This window comes from Rhodococcus sp. ARC_M5 (assembly GCF_022810405.1).
Classification (GTDB): domain Bacteria; phylum Actinomycetota; class Actinomycetes; order Mycobacteriales; family Mycobacteriaceae; genus Rhodococcoides; species Rhodococcoides navarretei.
In genome coordinates this window covers 38,596-55,462 of sequence record NZ_JALGQE010000020.1, presented here as the reverse complement: position 1 = coordinate 55,462, position 16,867 = coordinate 38,596, and the positions used below count along the sequence as shown (strand labels likewise).

At 64.9% G+C, this 16,867-nt stretch carries 16 protein-coding genes; 13 read left to right on the top strand and 3 right to left on the bottom strand.

Going from position 1 to position 16,867, the window contains the following annotated elements:
• Positions 1–178: 178 nt before the first annotated feature.
• Both MTX34_RS22295 and MTX34_RS22290 read right to left on the bottom strand, forming a co-directional pair.
• Positions 179–2,008 (bottom strand): hypothetical protein, encoded by a 1,830-nt coding sequence (locus tag MTX34_RS22295; RefSeq protein ID WP_243597306.1) that lies wholly within the window; start codon positions 2,006–2,008, stop codon positions 179–181.
• A gap of 211 nt (positions 2,009–2,219) precedes the next feature.
• Positions 2,220–2,432: a hypothetical protein gene (locus MTX34_RS22290; RefSeq protein ID WP_032370879.1), complete on the bottom strand. Its 213-nt coding sequence runs from the start codon at positions 2,430–2,432 to the stop codon at positions 2,220–2,222.
• Positions 2,433–2,643: 211 nt separating this feature from the next.
• On the opposite strand from MTX34_RS22290, the gene MTX34_RS22285 reads away from it, so the two are divergent.
• Positions 2,644–4,029 carry a cytochrome P450 gene (locus tag MTX34_RS22285; RefSeq protein ID WP_243597305.1) on the top strand — a complete coding sequence of 462 codons (1,386 nt, stop codon included), beginning with the start codon at positions 2,644–2,646 and terminating at the stop codon, positions 4,027–4,029.
• A gap of 41 nt (positions 4,030–4,070) precedes the next feature.
• Positions 4,071–5,105 carry a GAF domain-containing protein gene (locus tag MTX34_RS22280; protein ID WP_243597304.1) on the top strand — a complete coding sequence of 345 codons (1,035 nt, stop codon included), beginning with the start codon at positions 4,071–4,073 and terminating at the stop codon, positions 5,103–5,105.
• Positions 5,106–5,279: 174 nt separating this feature from the next.
• Here the strand turns inward: MTX34_RS22280 and MTX34_RS22275 are convergent, their stop codons facing one another.
• The gene (locus tag MTX34_RS22275) at positions 5,280–5,777 is read right to left on the bottom strand and encodes a helix-turn-helix transcriptional regulator (RefSeq protein ID WP_094685989.1); all 498 of its coding nucleotides are present in this window, start codon (positions 5,775–5,777) and stop codon (positions 5,280–5,282) included.
• Positions 5,778–6,843: 1,066 nt separating this feature from the next.
• On the opposite strand from MTX34_RS22275, the gene MTX34_RS22270 reads away from it, so the two are divergent.
• The 11 genes from MTX34_RS22270 to MTX34_RS22220 all read left to right on the top strand — a co-directional run bounded on the left by MTX34_RS22270 (position 6,844) and on the right by MTX34_RS22220 (position 16,859).
• The gene (locus MTX34_RS22270) at positions 6,844–8,064 is read left to right on the top strand and encodes a hypothetical protein (RefSeq protein WP_243597303.1); all 1,221 of its coding nucleotides are present in this window, start codon (positions 6,844–6,846) and stop codon (positions 8,062–8,064) included.
• A gap of 94 nt (positions 8,065–8,158) precedes the next feature.
• Positions 8,159–9,055, top strand: coding sequence for a hypothetical protein (locus MTX34_RS22265; RefSeq protein ID WP_243597302.1), 897 nt, complete (start codon positions 8,159–8,161; stop codon positions 9,053–9,055).
• A 6-nt stretch (positions 9,056–9,061) separates the two neighbouring features.
• Positions 9,062–10,795 carry a cutinase family protein gene (locus MTX34_RS22260; protein WP_243597301.1) on the top strand — a complete coding sequence of 578 codons (1,734 nt, stop codon included), beginning with the start codon at positions 9,062–9,064 and terminating at the stop codon, positions 10,793–10,795.
• Positions 10,796–10,827: 32 nt separating this feature from the next.
• On the top strand, positions 10,828–11,466 hold the full coding sequence (locus MTX34_RS22255; RefSeq protein ID WP_243597300.1) for a DUF6668 family protein: 639 nt from the start codon (positions 10,828–10,830) through the stop codon (positions 11,464–11,466).
• Positions 11,467–11,502: 36 nt separating this feature from the next.
• The gene (locus MTX34_RS22250) at positions 11,503–11,802 is read left to right on the top strand and encodes a hypothetical protein (RefSeq protein WP_051364808.1); all 300 of its coding nucleotides are present in this window, start codon (positions 11,503–11,505) and stop codon (positions 11,800–11,802) included.
• A complete protein-coding gene (locus MTX34_RS22245; protein ID WP_032386870.1) occupies positions 11,799–12,005 on the top strand; it encodes a hypothetical protein in 207 nt (68 codons plus the stop codon). Before MTX34_RS22250 ends, MTX34_RS22245 begins: the two co-directional genes overlap by 4 nt.
• Positions 12,002–12,271 (top strand): hypothetical protein, encoded by a 270-nt coding sequence (locus tag MTX34_RS22240; RefSeq protein WP_243597299.1) that lies wholly within the window; start codon positions 12,002–12,004, stop codon positions 12,269–12,271. The genes MTX34_RS22245 and MTX34_RS22240 overlap by 4 nt, the downstream gene beginning before the upstream one ends.
• A 49-nt stretch (positions 12,272–12,320) precedes the next feature.
• On the top strand, positions 12,321–12,959 hold the full coding sequence (locus MTX34_RS22235; protein ID WP_243597298.1) for a hypothetical protein: 639 nt from the start codon (positions 12,321–12,323) through the stop codon (positions 12,957–12,959).
• Positions 12,959–13,798 carry a hypothetical protein gene (locus tag MTX34_RS22230; protein WP_243597297.1) on the top strand — a complete coding sequence of 280 codons (840 nt, stop codon included), beginning with the start codon at positions 12,959–12,961 and terminating at the stop codon, positions 13,796–13,798. The genes MTX34_RS22235 and MTX34_RS22230 overlap by 1 nt, the downstream gene beginning before the upstream one ends.
• Entirely contained in the window at positions 13,786–15,357 is a 1,572-nt protein-coding gene (locus MTX34_RS22225) for a hypothetical protein (protein ID WP_243610843.1), read from the top strand. Before MTX34_RS22230 ends, MTX34_RS22225 begins: the two co-directional genes overlap by 13 nt.
• Entirely contained in the window at positions 15,354–16,859 is a 1,506-nt protein-coding gene (locus tag MTX34_RS22220) for an SCO6880 family protein (protein ID WP_068426425.1), read from the top strand. The genes MTX34_RS22225 and MTX34_RS22220 overlap by 4 nt, the downstream gene beginning before the upstream one ends.
• Positions 16,860–16,867 lie beyond the last annotated feature (8 nt).

Here is a 16,867-nt window from a genome sequence, read left to right as displayed (position 1 = left end):
ACATCGAGCACGTCAATCGCTCACACCATTCAGCATCCACACAGCGCCATTGCACCAAGAGTCCAGTTCGGTCCGGCGTGGCAGCATCCAGCCGCGCTGGAGGAGGACCAGAGCGAGTAGAGCGAACAAGGCCGGTGCTCGGTATCACTCTGAACTCGTGGCCGATGCACACCGTGCGCTAGAACGGGTCCGGTGGGCCGGTGTTCATCACGGCCAGCATGTAGTCGTGATCGGGTGGATCGGCCGGGTGATCGTCGACGATCACGAACACTGATCGATCCGGCTCCGGCGGGGTGCGTGCTTCCTCCCGGGCTGCGAGCCATTCCCGCCAGACGATGCGTTCGGCGCGGTGGCGCACGATGCGGGCACGAACGGCCGAGGTGAGGCCGTGACGATGGCCGATGTCGTCTAGTTCGACGGGCCCGATACCGATGTGGGTGTTCTCGATTGCGAGGAGCCCGGCGACGCGTAGATCCAGCAGAGCCTCGTACCCGCTGGTGCGTCCCATCCCGAGGGCAGTGAACAACTCATCCGCCGTCAGAGGCTCTGCTGCGGCAACTACTGCGTCGTAGAGGACGCGGTGACGCCACCCGATGACACTCCACGCCGGGTGTACCGACTCCACTTCGGCTGGCCCTGCCACGGTATCGACTACCGCCGCTCGACCCGCATGTGTGGGCACTAGTGCGTACCGATCGGGGTTCTGGCCGACTCCGCGTTCGATCAGCAACAGCGGTGAACCTTCCATGTCCCGCAGCCGCTCCAGAACGGACCACACCGTCGATTCCGGGAGCATGCCAGCGGCGATGGACAATGACCGCCCACCGACACCGACGGTGGGCACACCTTCCACTATCTGCCCTGACACTGCGGCAGCCCACGCCAGTGCCTGAACGACTGCATGAGTAGTCCAACGATCCCGGCGATGAAGAAACTCGGACGCGACCCAGGTTTGAGCGTGGGTAAGCCATAAACGAAGAACCGGATCGTAGGTACCCCCTGTGTGCCTTTGCTTGTGCCCGGTATCCCGGACTGGGTCGGAGAGTGTCGATGCGGCCCAGTCGAGGGCGCGGGCAGTGTCGCGGCGGATGGCGCGTTCGGGTTCGGCGTAGCGGGCGTATGCGGCACGCACACCCGCCCATGCAGGCTCAGTGACGCGGGTGAGGATGTCGGTGGCGCTGGCTCCGGCCAGGACTGCGTGGGTGATGACCGATTGGCGTGCTTCCGAGCGTGAAGGCCAGCGGCGGGTGTCGATGCGGCCGGTGCTGGCGAAGTCGAGGACGCAGCGCGGCGGCGGGGCGGAACGGCAGAAACGTGGGTGCAGCCGTGCGTCATCGCTGCTGCCGAGGACGCGTTCAGAGGACGTCTCGGCGCGGATGTGAGTGTCGATCGGGCTGGTGCCCGTACGGCCCGTTCCTCCGAGCAGCGCTTCGAGGCGTTGGAGTGTGCCGGCATCGGACCCGACGGTCAGGATGTCGGCCGCTGTAGTCGGGTCGAGGTCGACGAGGGTGCGGTAGCCACCTTCTTTGCACTGCGAGCCCGGCACGGTGATGCACCCGGTTTTGTGGTTGGTCATCGGTGTGATGTCCAACGTGGGAAGTCGCGCTGCAAGAAGACGTAGCAGTGGCCGGATCTCGTCGGCGGTGACTGTTCTTCCCGGTGCCAGCGGTATCAGCACGTGGCGGCCGCCGCTGGTCGATTGATCGACGACGGCGCGGCCACCGCATTCGGTCAACCAGGCCAGCAGACGCGTCACGTCGGCGACAACGCAGCCGTGGCCATGGTGTTTGGTGTCGAAGTCCAGGGCAACGATGCCGGCGCGCTCGCGTGAGAACAGCGGAACAGCGGAAGGCAGTGCCGGCCTTTTGACCGTCAGCGGCCCCGCAGACACGTATTTACGTGTCGTCGGGTCGTAGAGACGCATCGATCGGCGCGCAGCAATGGCCGGTGCGAATCGACGCCACAGCCGGTCCGCAGTCGCATCCGGGTGGACGACACGAGCATTCAATCTTGTACCTACTTCAGGGCACGATGTACCCTGAGACATGTCCGCCAAGACAGTCCCTTCGGGGAAAGCAGCACAGAACGAGTCGCGAGTTAGTCACTCGCTTCTCTGACTTCAGAAGCCCTCGGCCCGCACGCCGGGGGTTTTTGTCATCTCAAGGTGCTGCGTAGATTTAGTTGGACTAAGACCCGAATGTCGATTCAGGTCGAGACGGCTACGCAGTCAAGGGCAGGACCCCCTGTTCATGCGCGCGATTCAGTTCGCGCGCAAGATCTTCGCGGTCGCTGGCAATCGCGATCAGATCAGCGACGTACTGACTCAGAGATGTCGCGCCAGCCGAGCTTCGCTGCGCCTTGAGCGTGTCAATCAGCTCCGACGGCAGTCGGACAGTCAGCGACGTCCGGTCACCCTTACTGGGCATCGGCATGGCACGGCCTCCTTCGTCTACTTCCGCGGTCCCAACCGGTGTCTATCCTGAACCAGAATCATTTTCGAAGCGTTGAGACACGCCGAGGAAGTCACCAGGAATTACACCTCTGTCATTCAAATGGTCTTCACGCGTTGCCGGTCCACTCTCGCAGCTGCGTCACACAATGGCCGTCGACCAATGTCTGTGGACGTGGTGGACACTATCTGGCATGGAGATCGCCCAAACCATCTCGAAGACTCTGCCTCATCCGCGCTACCGGTTGCCGTTTGCCGGAGACATCGTTGGCCTCGATACTGCCAAGCCGGTTCAAAAAGAGATGGCAATGGCCACCGAGCTAGGGGGGATCTACGAACGCAAGATTTTCGGCCACCGACTCGTGGTCGTCTCGGAACCGGAGCTTGTCGCGGAAGTGAACGACGAGAAGTACTGGGCAAAATTTCTCGCCCTGCCACATCGCAAGCTACGCGCCATCGGCGAAGACGGTCTGTTCACCGCGTTCAACTCGGAGCCGAACTGGCATCGCGCGCATGCTGTTTTAGGGCCGGCGTTCAGCAAAGGGGCCATGCGCGGTTACCACGAAGCCATGCGGGAATCAGTCAACGAACTTCTGACCTCGTGGGATAGCGGATCTGGTTCGGTAGACGCCTACGACGAGTGCTCAAAACTGACCTTCGACGTGATCGGGCGTTGCGCCCTGTCGCATGATTTTGGCTCGTTTCGCCAGGCCGTACCCTTTGCGGACGCCATCGCTCGCGTCCTTCACTATGTGAACAAGTCATCGAACGATGTGCCGATCATCCGCTCTGTCTTAGGACGAAGGGCGACGAGGCAGCACGATGAGGACCTCCAGTTCATACGCCACACTGTCGACTCCCTAATCGAACAGCGAATGGCCCAGCCTGACTCCAACAAAACATCTCCGGATCTGCTCGAACATATGCTCAGCACGCCAGACCCCGATACGGGCGACAGACTGGCCCTGGAGAACATCCGCAATCAGATCATCACTTTTTTAATCGCGGGGAACGAGACAACAGCATCGACCATCGCCTTTGCGTTGCATTTCCTGAGCACGCGGCCCGATGAGATGCAGCGGATACGGGCCGAAGTCGACGCCGTCGCTCCTGATGGCACCGACATCGAGTTCGAGAATGTGCCCAAGCTGCGACGGACACGACATGTAGTCGACGAAACTCTCCGCCTGTGGCCCGCTGCACCCGGCTACTTCCGCAAGGCTCGTGAGCGCGGAGCAACTTCGCTGGGCGGGTACGAGGTACCCGAGGGTTGGGTTTTTGTTCTCCTTCCACAGCTGCACCGCTCCCCGGAGTGGGGGCCAGAGGCAGACAAGTTCAACCCCGACCGGTTCGCCACAGGCCAGGCCAGCGACACCAACCGCCGCATCTACAAGCCATGGGGCACTGGTTTGCGAGCGTGTATCGGCCGCCAATTCGCCTTACACGAGGCAGTGCTTGCGTTAGCGTCCATCGCTCGTCGGTACGAGATTCGGGCAGACCCCGGTTACCAGCTCGATGTGCGCGAAGCAGTGACAATGAGGCCACACGGCGTCAGACTTTCTGTTTCGCGGCGGCTGTGACTGTACCGTCGTCGGTCTAGGTCGATCAGGAAGGGGAACCTGTGGACATCGCGAACAGCTGGCACCTGGTGGAAACCCTGGTGCCGGGACAGATGACAGTCATCAGTACTGGGGGGAAGGTCCGAGATTGGACCAAAATCGATCGCTTGTCACCTGGGCCTGAGTTCGATCTGCATGGTTTTCTGGAACTCACACGCAGTTCTAGCGCCCAGCAAGATGTGCTCTTCAAAGGCCGTCGGCGTGAAGCTCGCATACGCGCAGTACCAGTTCTGGGGCCGTCAGGGGAAACCCACGGCATACAGGTCTGGGTGGGGGACCCGGAGGTCGAACCCGATCCTGTGCGCATCGTTTCCGGAATAGCCTGGCTACTCGAACGCACCGTCATCGAGCAGACGGTCGAGGCTTCCGCGATGTCCGGCGTCTCTGCTGCTGATCACGTACCAGAACGAACCCCGGCTGAGTACAACGCCAAGGCTGTCAAATTCGATGGGTCCGAGGAGTTGTTCGCCCAGGCATTGGTCCCTACACACGGTCAGAAGTGGGAGGGCCCGATGTCCGTTCTCCACGCAGATGGCCGGATCATGCGTTGGCATTGCTGGGGGAGGGGGAGAACTGACCCTCCCAACGTCGGCCTCAGGCTGCTATGGCACGACGTGACAGACACAACGGAACCCGACAAACCGACATTGGCTGAGCTGGGAATGCCGAGCGGCCTCGAGAGCGGTGGAACACGCATCGCTGTATTCGACGGCCGAACCGGGATTTTGACGATGTGGTTACCGGAAGCTCCAACCTGGGTGAAATGGCGTGACCTCACAAGCGGGTGCGGCGTGTTGCACGACGACGACCGAGCGACACTGTCAGATGCTCTGGAAAAGTGGACTTACGATACGTCACCTGTGTCAGCTGATGTACGCGTCCGTGCAATCGACGGCGGCGACGCGACCGGCTGGAAATGGCAGCAAACCCGACTCGAACTACGGCCCTACCCTGGGCAACTTGGTGACCGGCTGGTCCTTGCGGTGCTCCCCGCGCTACAACCTTCCGAGCAGGTGCTAGAGGTTCCCACTCCCTAACTGATCGTGATAGCTTCGCCCTCGGCACCTTCCGCTCTCCCGAAGAGTTGAAGATTTCCTGTCGGCCGCATGGCCCCCAGACGCAGCCTTTTGAGCACCACGTGGAACACATTTCACGTGGCTAACAAGCACGCGTCTTGGAGCCAGAATGTCAATCCAGAGTCAGGTCCCCAGTCAGGCCGGTTCGCCCCGTGGCCGCTTCCGCACACGCTCGTATGCCTCGCTGACCCGTTGCGCCGGGTACCCCAACGCTTCCGCTATCTGGCGGGCGGCCGGCGCGCTCAGTTTGCTCTGCCCGCGCTCGAGCGCCCCGATGTACTGGCTACTGACGCCGATTTCGCTCGCGAGCATCCCCTGGGTCAGCCCCCTGGATATTCGCAGATCACCGAGGTATTCCTCGTCCTCCGGCACTGAGACGAAATCACTGATCTCGCTCCCGAATTCCTTAGCGCATCGAGCAAGGGTGTCTATGCGGGGATGGGACTGGCCTCGCTCCCACTGTGAGTACGTCGTCAAAGCCACTCCGAGAACACGCGCAACCTCGGCACCACTCAGCTTGAGTTCAATTCGTCGTGCCCGCAGCTTGTCAGGTGCGAAACCACGCAACCGACGCCTCACCGATGGAACCTCACGAGAGGACACGATGCCACTTGTCCCAATTCGGTAGCACATAAAGCATGTTTTGATGCTAGTGTATAGACGCGGTTGTTTAGACGATGCGATTGAGGTTCGCCCCTGGGCGTCGGTAGAGCAAGATTCGGCTTACAGACGCACACTGCATCAACCGCAGCGTCCAAGCATCACTGATACGCCAAAGAAAGCGAGAAGCCAACTGACACAGAGTAACTCGAATTAGCAGACTCCAGATGCGCCGTGATTGGTCGTCCCGAAACGCATCCGGAGTCCCCTCCACCTACAGAACAAAGCCCCAATATCGGGCCCAACTTGTATCCGCAGGGGCTCTCCCAGCCTATGCGGATCTAGCAGAACCGCAATCGGATCGGAGACACCTATGACATCTGTCGCGCAACCGCGAACGTTACATCCGGGCTCCACCTGCAATCCCGGCACCGCCCTCTGTCCCTCGGTCAACGACCGTGTTGCGGGCCTAGCCGTGTGTTCGCTCCCAGCCGTGCCCCACCACAGCCACCACAGGCTGATCTGCGAAGAGACCGGCGCGGTGATCGGTGAATGGACTGACGCCAATGCGACGTTCTTGGAACCACTTCCACGGTCTCCGCTCTTCAGCCACGTGGCCTAGTACCCCCAATCTCGACTGACGCCTGAAGAGGCGATCAGTCGCGAGGGTCTACGCGGCGAACTCACTGCACTGAGGCTCCCGTGTAGCCCCTCGGTTGGTGGACCGGCGCGAGGGTCGCGTGGTGACGCTTCGACCTCATCGTGTGCCGAACTGCGCGACCCCGCCGGGACATCGACCACACTCCCACCCCTCCACTGACAGAAAGGAATACGACCGATGCCTTGGATCTTCTCGCAGCTTTGGTTCTGGCTCGGCCTGCTGGGCTGAGCGCTCGTGGATGCCAGCGTGCAACGGACGCGCGCTGGCATCCACTCCCAAGGCATCACCCATCGTCCGCGCTGAGGGATCACCCGAAGGCTGACCCTCGTTTTCGGTCGTTCTCCCAGCGCGGACGGTGGTGGTTCCACCATCAACCACTCCTGTCACACCCGCCCAATACCGCTGCATAGCAGCGACTTACGAAAGGCACCACCACACATGTCTCCCCAGCAAGGAATCGGCGGACGTCACCGCCGCCGCAGAGAACGAGCACTCGTTCTCACTGCCGTGCCCGTCGCCGTCGCACTGGCATGGGGCACCGCAACCGCACACGCGGCACCGCAGGACTTCGTGACCGCACCCGACACCGCCCAGTCCGGCACCACCGACACCACCCCCGTCGCGCCGCCGGCCCCGACCCAGGAACGCCAGTTCCTGCCCGGCTACCAGGCCTCACCCCAGGTCCAGCAGACGCAGTGGCGTAGCTACGACGACTACCGGTCCGGCAACCAGCAGTCCTCGTACCAGACCACCTACTACGAGCCCGCCCCCGCGCCGCAGGCCTCCCCGACCGATGCACCCCCTGCCCTGCAAGCGGCCCCGCCGCCCCCGCCGCCGGTTCCGACTGTGCAGCGCAAGGTCATTGCACCGATCGACGCACCCGAGGGCTACGTCCTCGTCGGCGGCGAGCTCGTCCCGTACGACCCGAACCTGCTCGACCCGAACCTGGTGGAACAGTTCAACAACACCGGAGCCGCCATCCAAGCCGACGGCGGAAACTGGCTCGTGGACAACGGCTTCGCCGACGCACCCCGCGCCGACCGCATCGCCGCCGGCACCGCCACCGGTGTATTGACCGGTGGCGCTGTCGGCCTCGCCGCCTCCGTAGCCCCGGCCGCCGTGATCACCGGCACCGGTGCCGCTATCGGTGGCGCGCTCGGATTGGCGGCGACGACCGTAGCCACACCCGCGGTCATCTGGGCCGGACCGGTGGGGTACATCTTCGTTCCCGGTGCGGCCGCCCTCGCAGGAGCAGGCGTCGGTGCTGCCCTGTCGGCACCGATCGTGCTGGGCCTGACCGGCACCGGCGCTGCCATCGGCGGCATCCTCGGTGCCACCGTGCTCGGCGGCGAGCAGCAAATCATCGAAGAGCCTGCCCCGCTCCCGGCCCCGGCCCCGGTGAGCGTTCCAGCGGTCTCTGCTGCGCCGCTGCTTGTCGAGGCCTCCGGTACCCAGGACACGGTCGACACCACCATCGGGCAGGCAATCAGTGCTGCACCGGTATGGACCGAACCCGCCTACGAGCAGGTTCAGCAGTTCTCCTCGACGGTGCTCGAGCAGCCCGCCGTCGCTGACACGGTAGCCGCGGTGAACACCGCCGTCCCTCCCGTTCTCGACCAGGCGAAAGCAGCACTTGCAGGACTGAACATCGCGGTCTGATGTCCGGGTGCAGCCCGACCACTGCTGGTGGCCGGGCTGCACCCGAAGGTTCGACCCCGTTCGTTCCTCACCTCGACCCTCGGAAAGGCCTGTTGTGGCACCTCGAGACCGCACCACCGACACCGGCGTTGACGACGGCACCGACGACTGGTTCGCCGACCCGGTCGTTGCCGAGACCGACACCGCCGCAGCGGCGTCCGAGTATCCATCCGAACGCAGACTGACGGTCCTGGCAGAGCACCAGGCCGCCGATGTCGATCCGGACGACGACTGGTTCGTCGAGCACCCTACCGACGACATCGCTGTGGACCACCCTGACCGTGGCCCCGCATCCCAGCCAACGGATGCATACGGCTCCTTCGACGAACGGACCTCTCTACTTCGCGCTGGAGGCCCCTACACCGCGCCCACACCTTCGCAGTCCTGGTGGCGACGTCACCGCTCCGCTGTCGCCGTCACGACTGCACTCGCGGTTCTGGTCGGAGGAGGCTTGGGAGCAGCTCTGGTCCTCACCGGCGTCGGTGACGAACCGCAAGCCCCTGCCGCACTGCTGCCCGACGAGATCCTCACCACCACAACGGCTCCGACCTCGACCGCACCCGCAGCGGCCGGTGCCGCCGCAGCCGATGTCACCTGGTGCCGGGGGCAAGCCGACGGTGACCCGGTCACCGAAGACAGCGACGATCCAGGCGCAGTGGCGATCTGGCGGTTCGAGAAGGCCTTCTACTTCGACCGCGACGGGGTCGCCGCCCGCGCCGCAGGGGCACCGGATGCGGTGATGGCGTCCGCACAGCGCCTCCAGACAGGCATCGACCAGCTCGAACCCGACATCGAGTTCTGCGTGCTCGCTGATCCGGTCGACGCGGGGATCTACGACGTCACCGTCGTCGAACGCGGCCCCGGCATCGACGGCCGTATGAGCCGCCAACGGATCACCACCACCAAGACGCAGGACGGCACGACGCTCATCTCCGCCATCGTCCCGCGCTGACCCCCTATGACCAGGCACATCCGCTGGACCCCACTGAAGAAGAGAGAAGCCGTGCACACAACCATCGACCAGGTTCGTCGCCTCACTCCGCGCCTGCTCGCCGCCACCGCCGCGATGACGGTCGCGGTCTCCGCCAGCGGCGTCGCGGCCGCGCAGCCCTCCGCCACACCCACCCCGTCCGGATCGGCGACTACGAGCCAATCCAGCACCGACGGCGACTGCCCGGTGCTGCATCTCGTCGTCGTCCCCGGCACCACCGAGATCGACGAGAACTCCTCTCCCGACGCCGATTCCGGTTTCTTCTCCCGGTTGACCGTTCCGGCGATGCGTGATGCGAACTCCGGTGACGGGCCCGCTCTCGAACGCAGCTACGTCCCGTACCCGGCGAGTTTCGGTGGCAAGCCCGGCGATCGCTCCGCCGTTCCCTACGCCCAGTCCGTCGACATCGGCGTCGAGAACACCACCAAGATGATCTCCGACATCGCAGCACGCTGCCCCGGCACCAAGGTCTTCCTCTCCGGCTACTCCCAGGGCGGCGAGGTCGCCTCCCAAGTCACCCGCGACATCGGAGCAGGATACGGCCCCGTCGACGCCGACCACTTCGCCGGCGCAGCACTGTTCTCCGACCCCACCCGAGCCGAAGGCGAAGACGTCATCGCCGGCGGCGGCTCTACTCCTGCCCCGGCACCGGGAACGAGCGGCGCAGCAGTGGACACCGTCCAACTTGCCCCGGCCGTCGCCGCAGCCGCCCCCGCAGGCGGCGGTATCGCACCGACACCGAAGATCGCAGGATTCGGAGCAGTCTCGGACCGGGTCGCCTCGTACTGCACCGCAGGCGATCTCGCGTGTGACACCCCCATCGACGCCCCCGCCGCCAAGCTCGTTGCCTCCATTGCCGGACAGTCCTCGATGGACACCCGCGACCCCGTCCGGATCCTCACCGACGTCTCCACCGCCGTCGGTCGAACTGCCCTGATGACCGGCGCGTCGGTGATCAACGACAACATCGACTTCGACTCCAAGGCAGGACGATTCGAGGTCAACTCGTCCTCGGAAACAGTGCTGTCGAAGATGGCGAAGTACTCCGACCCCTCCGCCACCTCGACCGACGAGATGATCGACGAAGCGGTCGGTGCGGTCACCAAGATCGCCGGCATGGCCATCGGCGCGGCGATCACCGTCGCCAAGGACGTCATCACCCCCGAGACCATCGGCCAGCTCGCCACCGTCGGGCTCACCAACCCACCCGCAGCCCTCGGCATACTCGCCACCAAGGTGCTGTCCTCGGCGGTCAAGCTCGTACCCCCGGCGACGATCGATTCGGCCGTCGACGTCGCGTTCAAGGAAGTGTCGAACACCATCGACGAGAACGCCGGTCTCGCGCAGCTCGTCACCGACACCTCGTACTGGAACACCGCCACCAAACACGGCTCCTACGACAGTGTTCCGGTCGGATCCCAAGGTGAGACCCCCGTCGAGCTGACCGTGCGATGGATCGTCGCCCTCGCCGCTGACCTGACCGGCGATCAGTCTCTCGCCGACAAGGTCGGGGCAGTGATCAAACAAGGTGCGGCGCTGTTCGCCACCACCGACACCGTCCGCAGCGCCGGGAGCATCCTCGCCGCCCACGCCACCGTCGGAGCCACCGGCACCGCCACAACGACCACAGCGGCCACCACGACGACCCCCTCTGCTTCTGCCGCTGTGCCGACCACCGTCTCACCAACCACCACTCGGTGACCGAGAACGCCGGAGAAGGAGGTGCGCCCGACATGGCCGCACAACCAGCTGAGCACCATGACTACTACCGAGACGACGACGTGTCGGTCACCCCGGCCGGGCTGCGGATACCGCCGCCCTCACGCCGAGCACCGATTCACGACGACCCGGTCGCGGTCAGCGGTCGCCCGCCCGTGATGTGGCTCCTCGCCGCTCACGGGCGCTCCGGCGCAGGCACCCTCGCTCAGATCTGGGCCCCGGCGGGCGATGCTCGCCGGGGCTGGCCCGCAGCCGACCGGCACCGCAATGTCGTCGTCGTCTGCCGCACCGACCGCGCCGGCCTCGACGCTGCCCACGACCTTCTCCTGCAAGCTCAGGCCGGCCTCGTCGGCGACTGCACTCTCCTCGGACTGGTCCTGGTACCTGACGCCCCCGGCCCACTCCCCAAGACCCTGCGCCGATGGGCGGACGTCGTCGCCTCCGCAGCACCAGCGGTGTGGCGAGTCCCGTACGTCGAGGATCTGCGCACCCACAGACAGAACGAACTCGCGATCTGGACACCCACCGAACCCGACCCACCGCCACCCGGCCGGATGCGGGCACTGGCCCCCTCGACGACCAGCCCACACCACGAACTCGCCGCGATCGGGCGGGAGATCTTCACCGCCGCCCGCAATGCGTCAGGCCACTGAACCGCACCCTCTCAACCAACACCCAAGGAGAACACCATGATTGCCAGCCTCACCGCATCGACGACCACGTTCCTCGCGCAGAACATCGGCGATGTCAGCCCCCAAGCACCGGACGGCCCTACCGGGGACAAGATCTTGACCCTGCTGTCCTGGCTGATGTGGGGCTGCATCATCGCTGCCGTCGCCGGGATCATGATCTGTGGCGCGATGCTCGCGTACGAGAAAATCTCCGGCGGAGGCCAAGGCGGCAATGCGACCGGCAAACTCGTCGGCGGACTGTTCGGGTCCATCGTCATCGGTGGTGCCGCAGGCCTGGTCAACATGCTCGTCCTATGACCATCGTGAACTGGACTCTGTGGGGTCTGATCATTGCCTCGATTGTCGGAGTCATGGTTGGCGGCGGTGAGCTTGCGTACGACCAATTCAGGGGCCGCTGGTGTCAGGCCAACCAGCGGGCCATCGGACTGCTGTATGTGTCGATTCTGCTCGGATTCGTTGCTGGAGTGGCGAATACAGTGGTCACGGCGGCGATGACATGAACACCGTCGTGCTCGCGCAACCACCGACCTCACCGGTCGAGTGGCCCGACGAGGTGTGGCAGCCGATCATGACCGGCTTGTCGTGGCTGCTGTGGTTCGCCATCATCGCCTGCATCGCAGCGCTGTTCGTGTGCGGGGCGGTGTTCGTCAACCAACGCAAATCCACCGGCACGCAGATGGTCGAGGACGCCACCCTGGCTCGCATCCTGATCTGCGCTGCGATCATCGGCTCCGCATCCGGCATCGCCCAAGCCGTCCTCGCCTGAGTCCAATCCTACTGCAAACGCACCGAATTCAACCGAAAGGCATCTCTCGATGACCGTCTCGCGCACACTCCGGATCGCCGCAGCCGCAGCGACCGTCCTCGTTCTCGCTGCGTGCGGATCCGACAACGACGACAACCCGGCCACCGGGGCGGTCAATCCGGCACCGGACCTCCGCTCCGCTCCGGCCGAGCTGACCTGGCGCGAGATCGCAGGGGTATCGGTGCCGACATCGCGGGTCGACGGGCCCGCCACCGGGACGTCGGTGAACCGCAGCGGCTACTCCCAGACCCCGCAAGGTGCGGTCCTGGCCGCCATCATCGGCCAGACAGCACTCGCCGTCGCCGACGACCGGGCATGGCCGGAGGTGGTCAACACCGTCACCGCACCCGGGCCCGGACGTGACGAGTTCGCGGCCGCACGCGCCGCCGTCACCGTTTCCGGATCCGTTCCGGCCGACGCTGCACCGAGGTTCGTCGGGTTCGAGGTCACCGACTACACGGACAACCCACTCTCGGCGGCGGTGTCGGTGGCTCAAACCATCGGCGGCGACGACCAGCTCTACGCCTACCCCGTTGCTCTGCAGTGGATCGCCGACGACTGGCGCATTGTCCTGCCGACCACCGAAGAGAACATCGATGCGGTCGAGCTGGACTCGCTCGACGGCTTCACCACGTTGGAGCACAACTGATGAGCGCCCTGACACGCAAACTCCTCATCGGCCTCGCCGTATTCGTCGTCGTCGCGGTCGTCGGCGCGATCGTCTTCGTCATCCCGAACATGAACGACGACGACACCCCGCCGACGACCGCTGGTCCACCGCCGACGACAGCAGCACCTGCCACCGGTGGCTCCGAGCTCGACACCGGCGCGGAAGGGTTCGGTGTTCCCGACGCGGACCTGTCCGGGCGCACTGTGATGGTCCCGAACAACCCTGCCGGCCAACCATTGCCGCAGCGTGAGCCGACCGGGCCGCGTGTCGAATGCACGAATGACGGCCGACCGGTGACGTCCCCGGAGTCGATGATGATCCAACGCAACTTCGGTGTCTCGACCCTGTACTCCGAGACGGATGGTCCGTCGTACATCGACGGCCTGGTCCTCGCCGGCTACACCCGCACCCCGCAAGGCGCGGCACTGGCCGCCGCTAACTTCCTACCCCGCGGCCTCGCGGGCGGACCCGTGGCTGTCGAATCCACGGAGAAGCTCACCCTGATACCTGACGAGAAGATCGGTACCCAGGAGAAGAAAGAAGCAGAACTCGCGAAACCGGTCAACACCGAGACTGTGGCATTGCGGGCACCCATGGCGTTCAAGATCCTCTCCTGCACGGACAGTTTCGCCGTCGTCGAGCTCGCTCAGATCCGCGATGTCGATGACGCCGGTAGACGGATGCAGAACCCGACCTACACAGGACTGCGCCTGAATATGGCGTGGGATGGTGGCACCTGGAAGGTCAGCAAACTCGACGGTGCCACTACTGGCGGCCCGTACAGCTCGCTCGATGGTTTCACCCGGTGGGCACTGTGACCCGCACAGCGGCCTTCGCCGCCCGCGCTGTCGTCATCGCACTGCTCTCACTGATCGCGGTAGTCGGGGCCAGCGGACTCGCCCACGCCCAAGATCCGACACCGGCACCCACACCGAATCTGACCGAGCAGATCAACCCCGACGCCGACGGCAACGACTTCCAGCAACAACGCCGCGAGTGCGTTGCCGAAGGCTCGCCGGTCCTCGGTGACGGTTGGCTCAACGACGCACTCGAGGGAACCGCCGTGGGCGGCTTCATGGACGAGGCACTGTGCCTGGACAACGCGTTCACCGATCACCCCGGCGACGCGTTCTCCACCGCCGTCGACTCCACACTCTCGACATTCTGGGGTGACCCGGTCGGGGACTTCGCCAAATCGGTGATGGAAGGCAACACCCAAGCATTCCGGTCGGTGATGACGTTCTGGATGTCCTCGGGCATTCCGGGCCTCGCCGCCGAGAACGCCATGTCGGGCCTGCGCAACATCATCTCCGGATTCACCGTGGTCGCCTTGTTCGCCTCGATCGTGATTGCGATGATCAAGCTCGCGATCGCCCGCAAACAAGCGGTGATGGAAGGGGCCACCGAGACCGCGACCATGTTGGTGCGCACCGTCGTCACCGTGTCACTGCTGCCGATTCTGGTGTTGATGTTCCATCAAGGCGGCGACATCGCCTCTGCATACGCGCTGGAGAAGTTCGTCGGCGGAGACCTGAACGAGAAGATCACTGCCATCACCGCGTTCGACGACAAGACCGGCCTCGGCCCGATCCTCGCGCTCGCCTGCGCTGGGTTCGCATTCCTCGGGTCGGTCGCCCAATTGATCGCACTGTTGATCCGTGAGGCGGTGCTGTGCGTCGTCGTGGCCGTGATCCCGCTCGCCGCTGCCGCGTCGGCCACCGGCACCGGGCGCAGCTCCTACAAGTCGATGATTGCCTTCACTCTCGGCGCGTTGCTGTTCAAACCGGTCGCGACGCTGCTGTACCTGTTCGCGTTCTGGGCGTCGTCGGCGTCGAGCTCGGATCAGATCGCCACCGTCATCATCGGCTCCGTCCTCCTGGCGATAATCGGGTTCTCCCTACCCACCTTGATCAAGATCGTCGCTCCCGCAGCGGACACCATCTCCGCCGGTGGCAGGGAGGTCGGTCAGCTCGGCGCAGCAGGCGGGGCGGTGATGGGTGCCGGTGGGATGGCTGCATCGCGTGCCCTCGGCTCGGTCGCGAACTCCGTCGGCGGATCCTCGGGTGGCGGCAAGGGCGGGTCTTCGGGTGCGGCCGGTACCGGCGCACGTTCGTCTCCCGGTTTCCAGGGCCGCTACAACGGTGGAGCGAGTCCCTCGCACGCGGGCGCATCGTCCGGGCCGATGGGCGCAGCCCGCAGAGTCGGAACGGCCGCTGCATCGGCCGGCCGCACCGGTACCTCGGCAACCCTGCGCGGCGCAGCAGGGGCACTCAAAGCTGCGGGCACCGTAGGCCGCACCGCAGGCTCGGCCTCGACCACTCTCGGCTCGGCCGCTGAAGGCGCAGTCGGCAACTACCACGGACGGATTCAACGATGAGCGCGCAGCTCGAAGCCCCGTACGAGCCGCCGATCTATTCGGCAGGTAACCGGCCGCAGAGCACGTTCGCGTTTGGCCTGCCGACGAAGGTCATTGCCTACGGTGCAGGGTTTTTCGCGGTCTCGTTCGCAGTCCTGATCTTCGTCCACGTCGTCGTTGGACTGGCTCTGATGGGTGTCGGCGCGCTCATCCTCACCCCTCTGGTCATCGCCCCGAACGGCCGAACCCTTTACGAGACAGGACAACTGAGAATGCAATGGATGCGGCGTAAGCACATCGACAAGTCCACGGAGTACCACGCCGGACCGCACTCGAGGATCCCTGGTGGCCGCTACAAGCTCCCTGGCCTGCTCGCCCGCACCAAGGTCTACATGGGAATCGACCGTCACGGCAACGAGTTCGGGATGATCCACAACCCCGACGATCACCGCTACACCGTCGTATTCGATGCCCTCCCGGGCGGTGACGAAGCGATCGTCCAGCGCGACAAAGACCTCTACACCGCAGACTGGGGCGTCTACCTCGCCGACCTCGGACTACCCGGCGACATCGTCGGAGCTGTGGTGGTGGTGGAGAACATCCCTGCCACGGGCCTGCGCCTGGCACGGCGCGCCGAACACGAACTCGTCCCCACCGCACCGCCGCTGGCTGCGTCGTTCGTCGAGCAGTCCGCCGTCCGGATGCCCTCGGGTCGCCACCGCACCCTGGCACGGCTGTCGATCACCTTCCGCGCCACCACCCGCGAACGCCAGAAGGACCCCGAAGAGATGGCCACCGAACTGGCCCGCCGTCTGCCGGATCTGTACGAGTCGCTCTCCGGTGCCGGGATCGACGCCCAGCCGATGACCGCCGCCGAGATCACCGCGGCCGTGCACCGCTCCTACAACCCCTCGACCGAGAACGACTTCGAGGAACTCGAAATCTCCGGCGAAGAGCATGGCGTGGACTGGGACGACGCCGGACCGGGACGCGCGAAGACAGAGTGGGGTCACTACCGCCACGACGGCGGTGTCTCGGTCGTGTGGGAGATGGCTGCACCGCCGGAATCGGTGTTCACCGACACCGTCCTCAAACCGCTGCTGCAGCCGCACGACGACATCCCCCGTAAGCGATTGACGCTCGTCTACCGCCCCTACACCGCCGGGGATGCCGCGAAGAAGGTCGACAAGCAACACCGAGACGCCCTGCACGCGATCAACTCTCGCGGCAACAAGATCACCTCCGCCGGGTCGGAGAAGCGCCACGAGATCGCCGAGCAGGCCCGCCGCGAGATGGTCTCCGGAGCCGGATACGAACGCTATTCGGCACTGCTGACGATCACCGTCGGATCGGTCGAAGAAATTGCGAACGCGGCCGCCGTCACCGAATCACTCGCTGCCCGCTCCCGCCTGCGACTGCGGCGTGCGTTCGCCTTCCAGGACGCCGCGTTCGCCGCCGGTCTCGGCGTCGGAGTGCTCCTGCCCGATCAGATCTCCACTTCGATCCTCGTGCGCCGCAGCTAGAGCGCCGC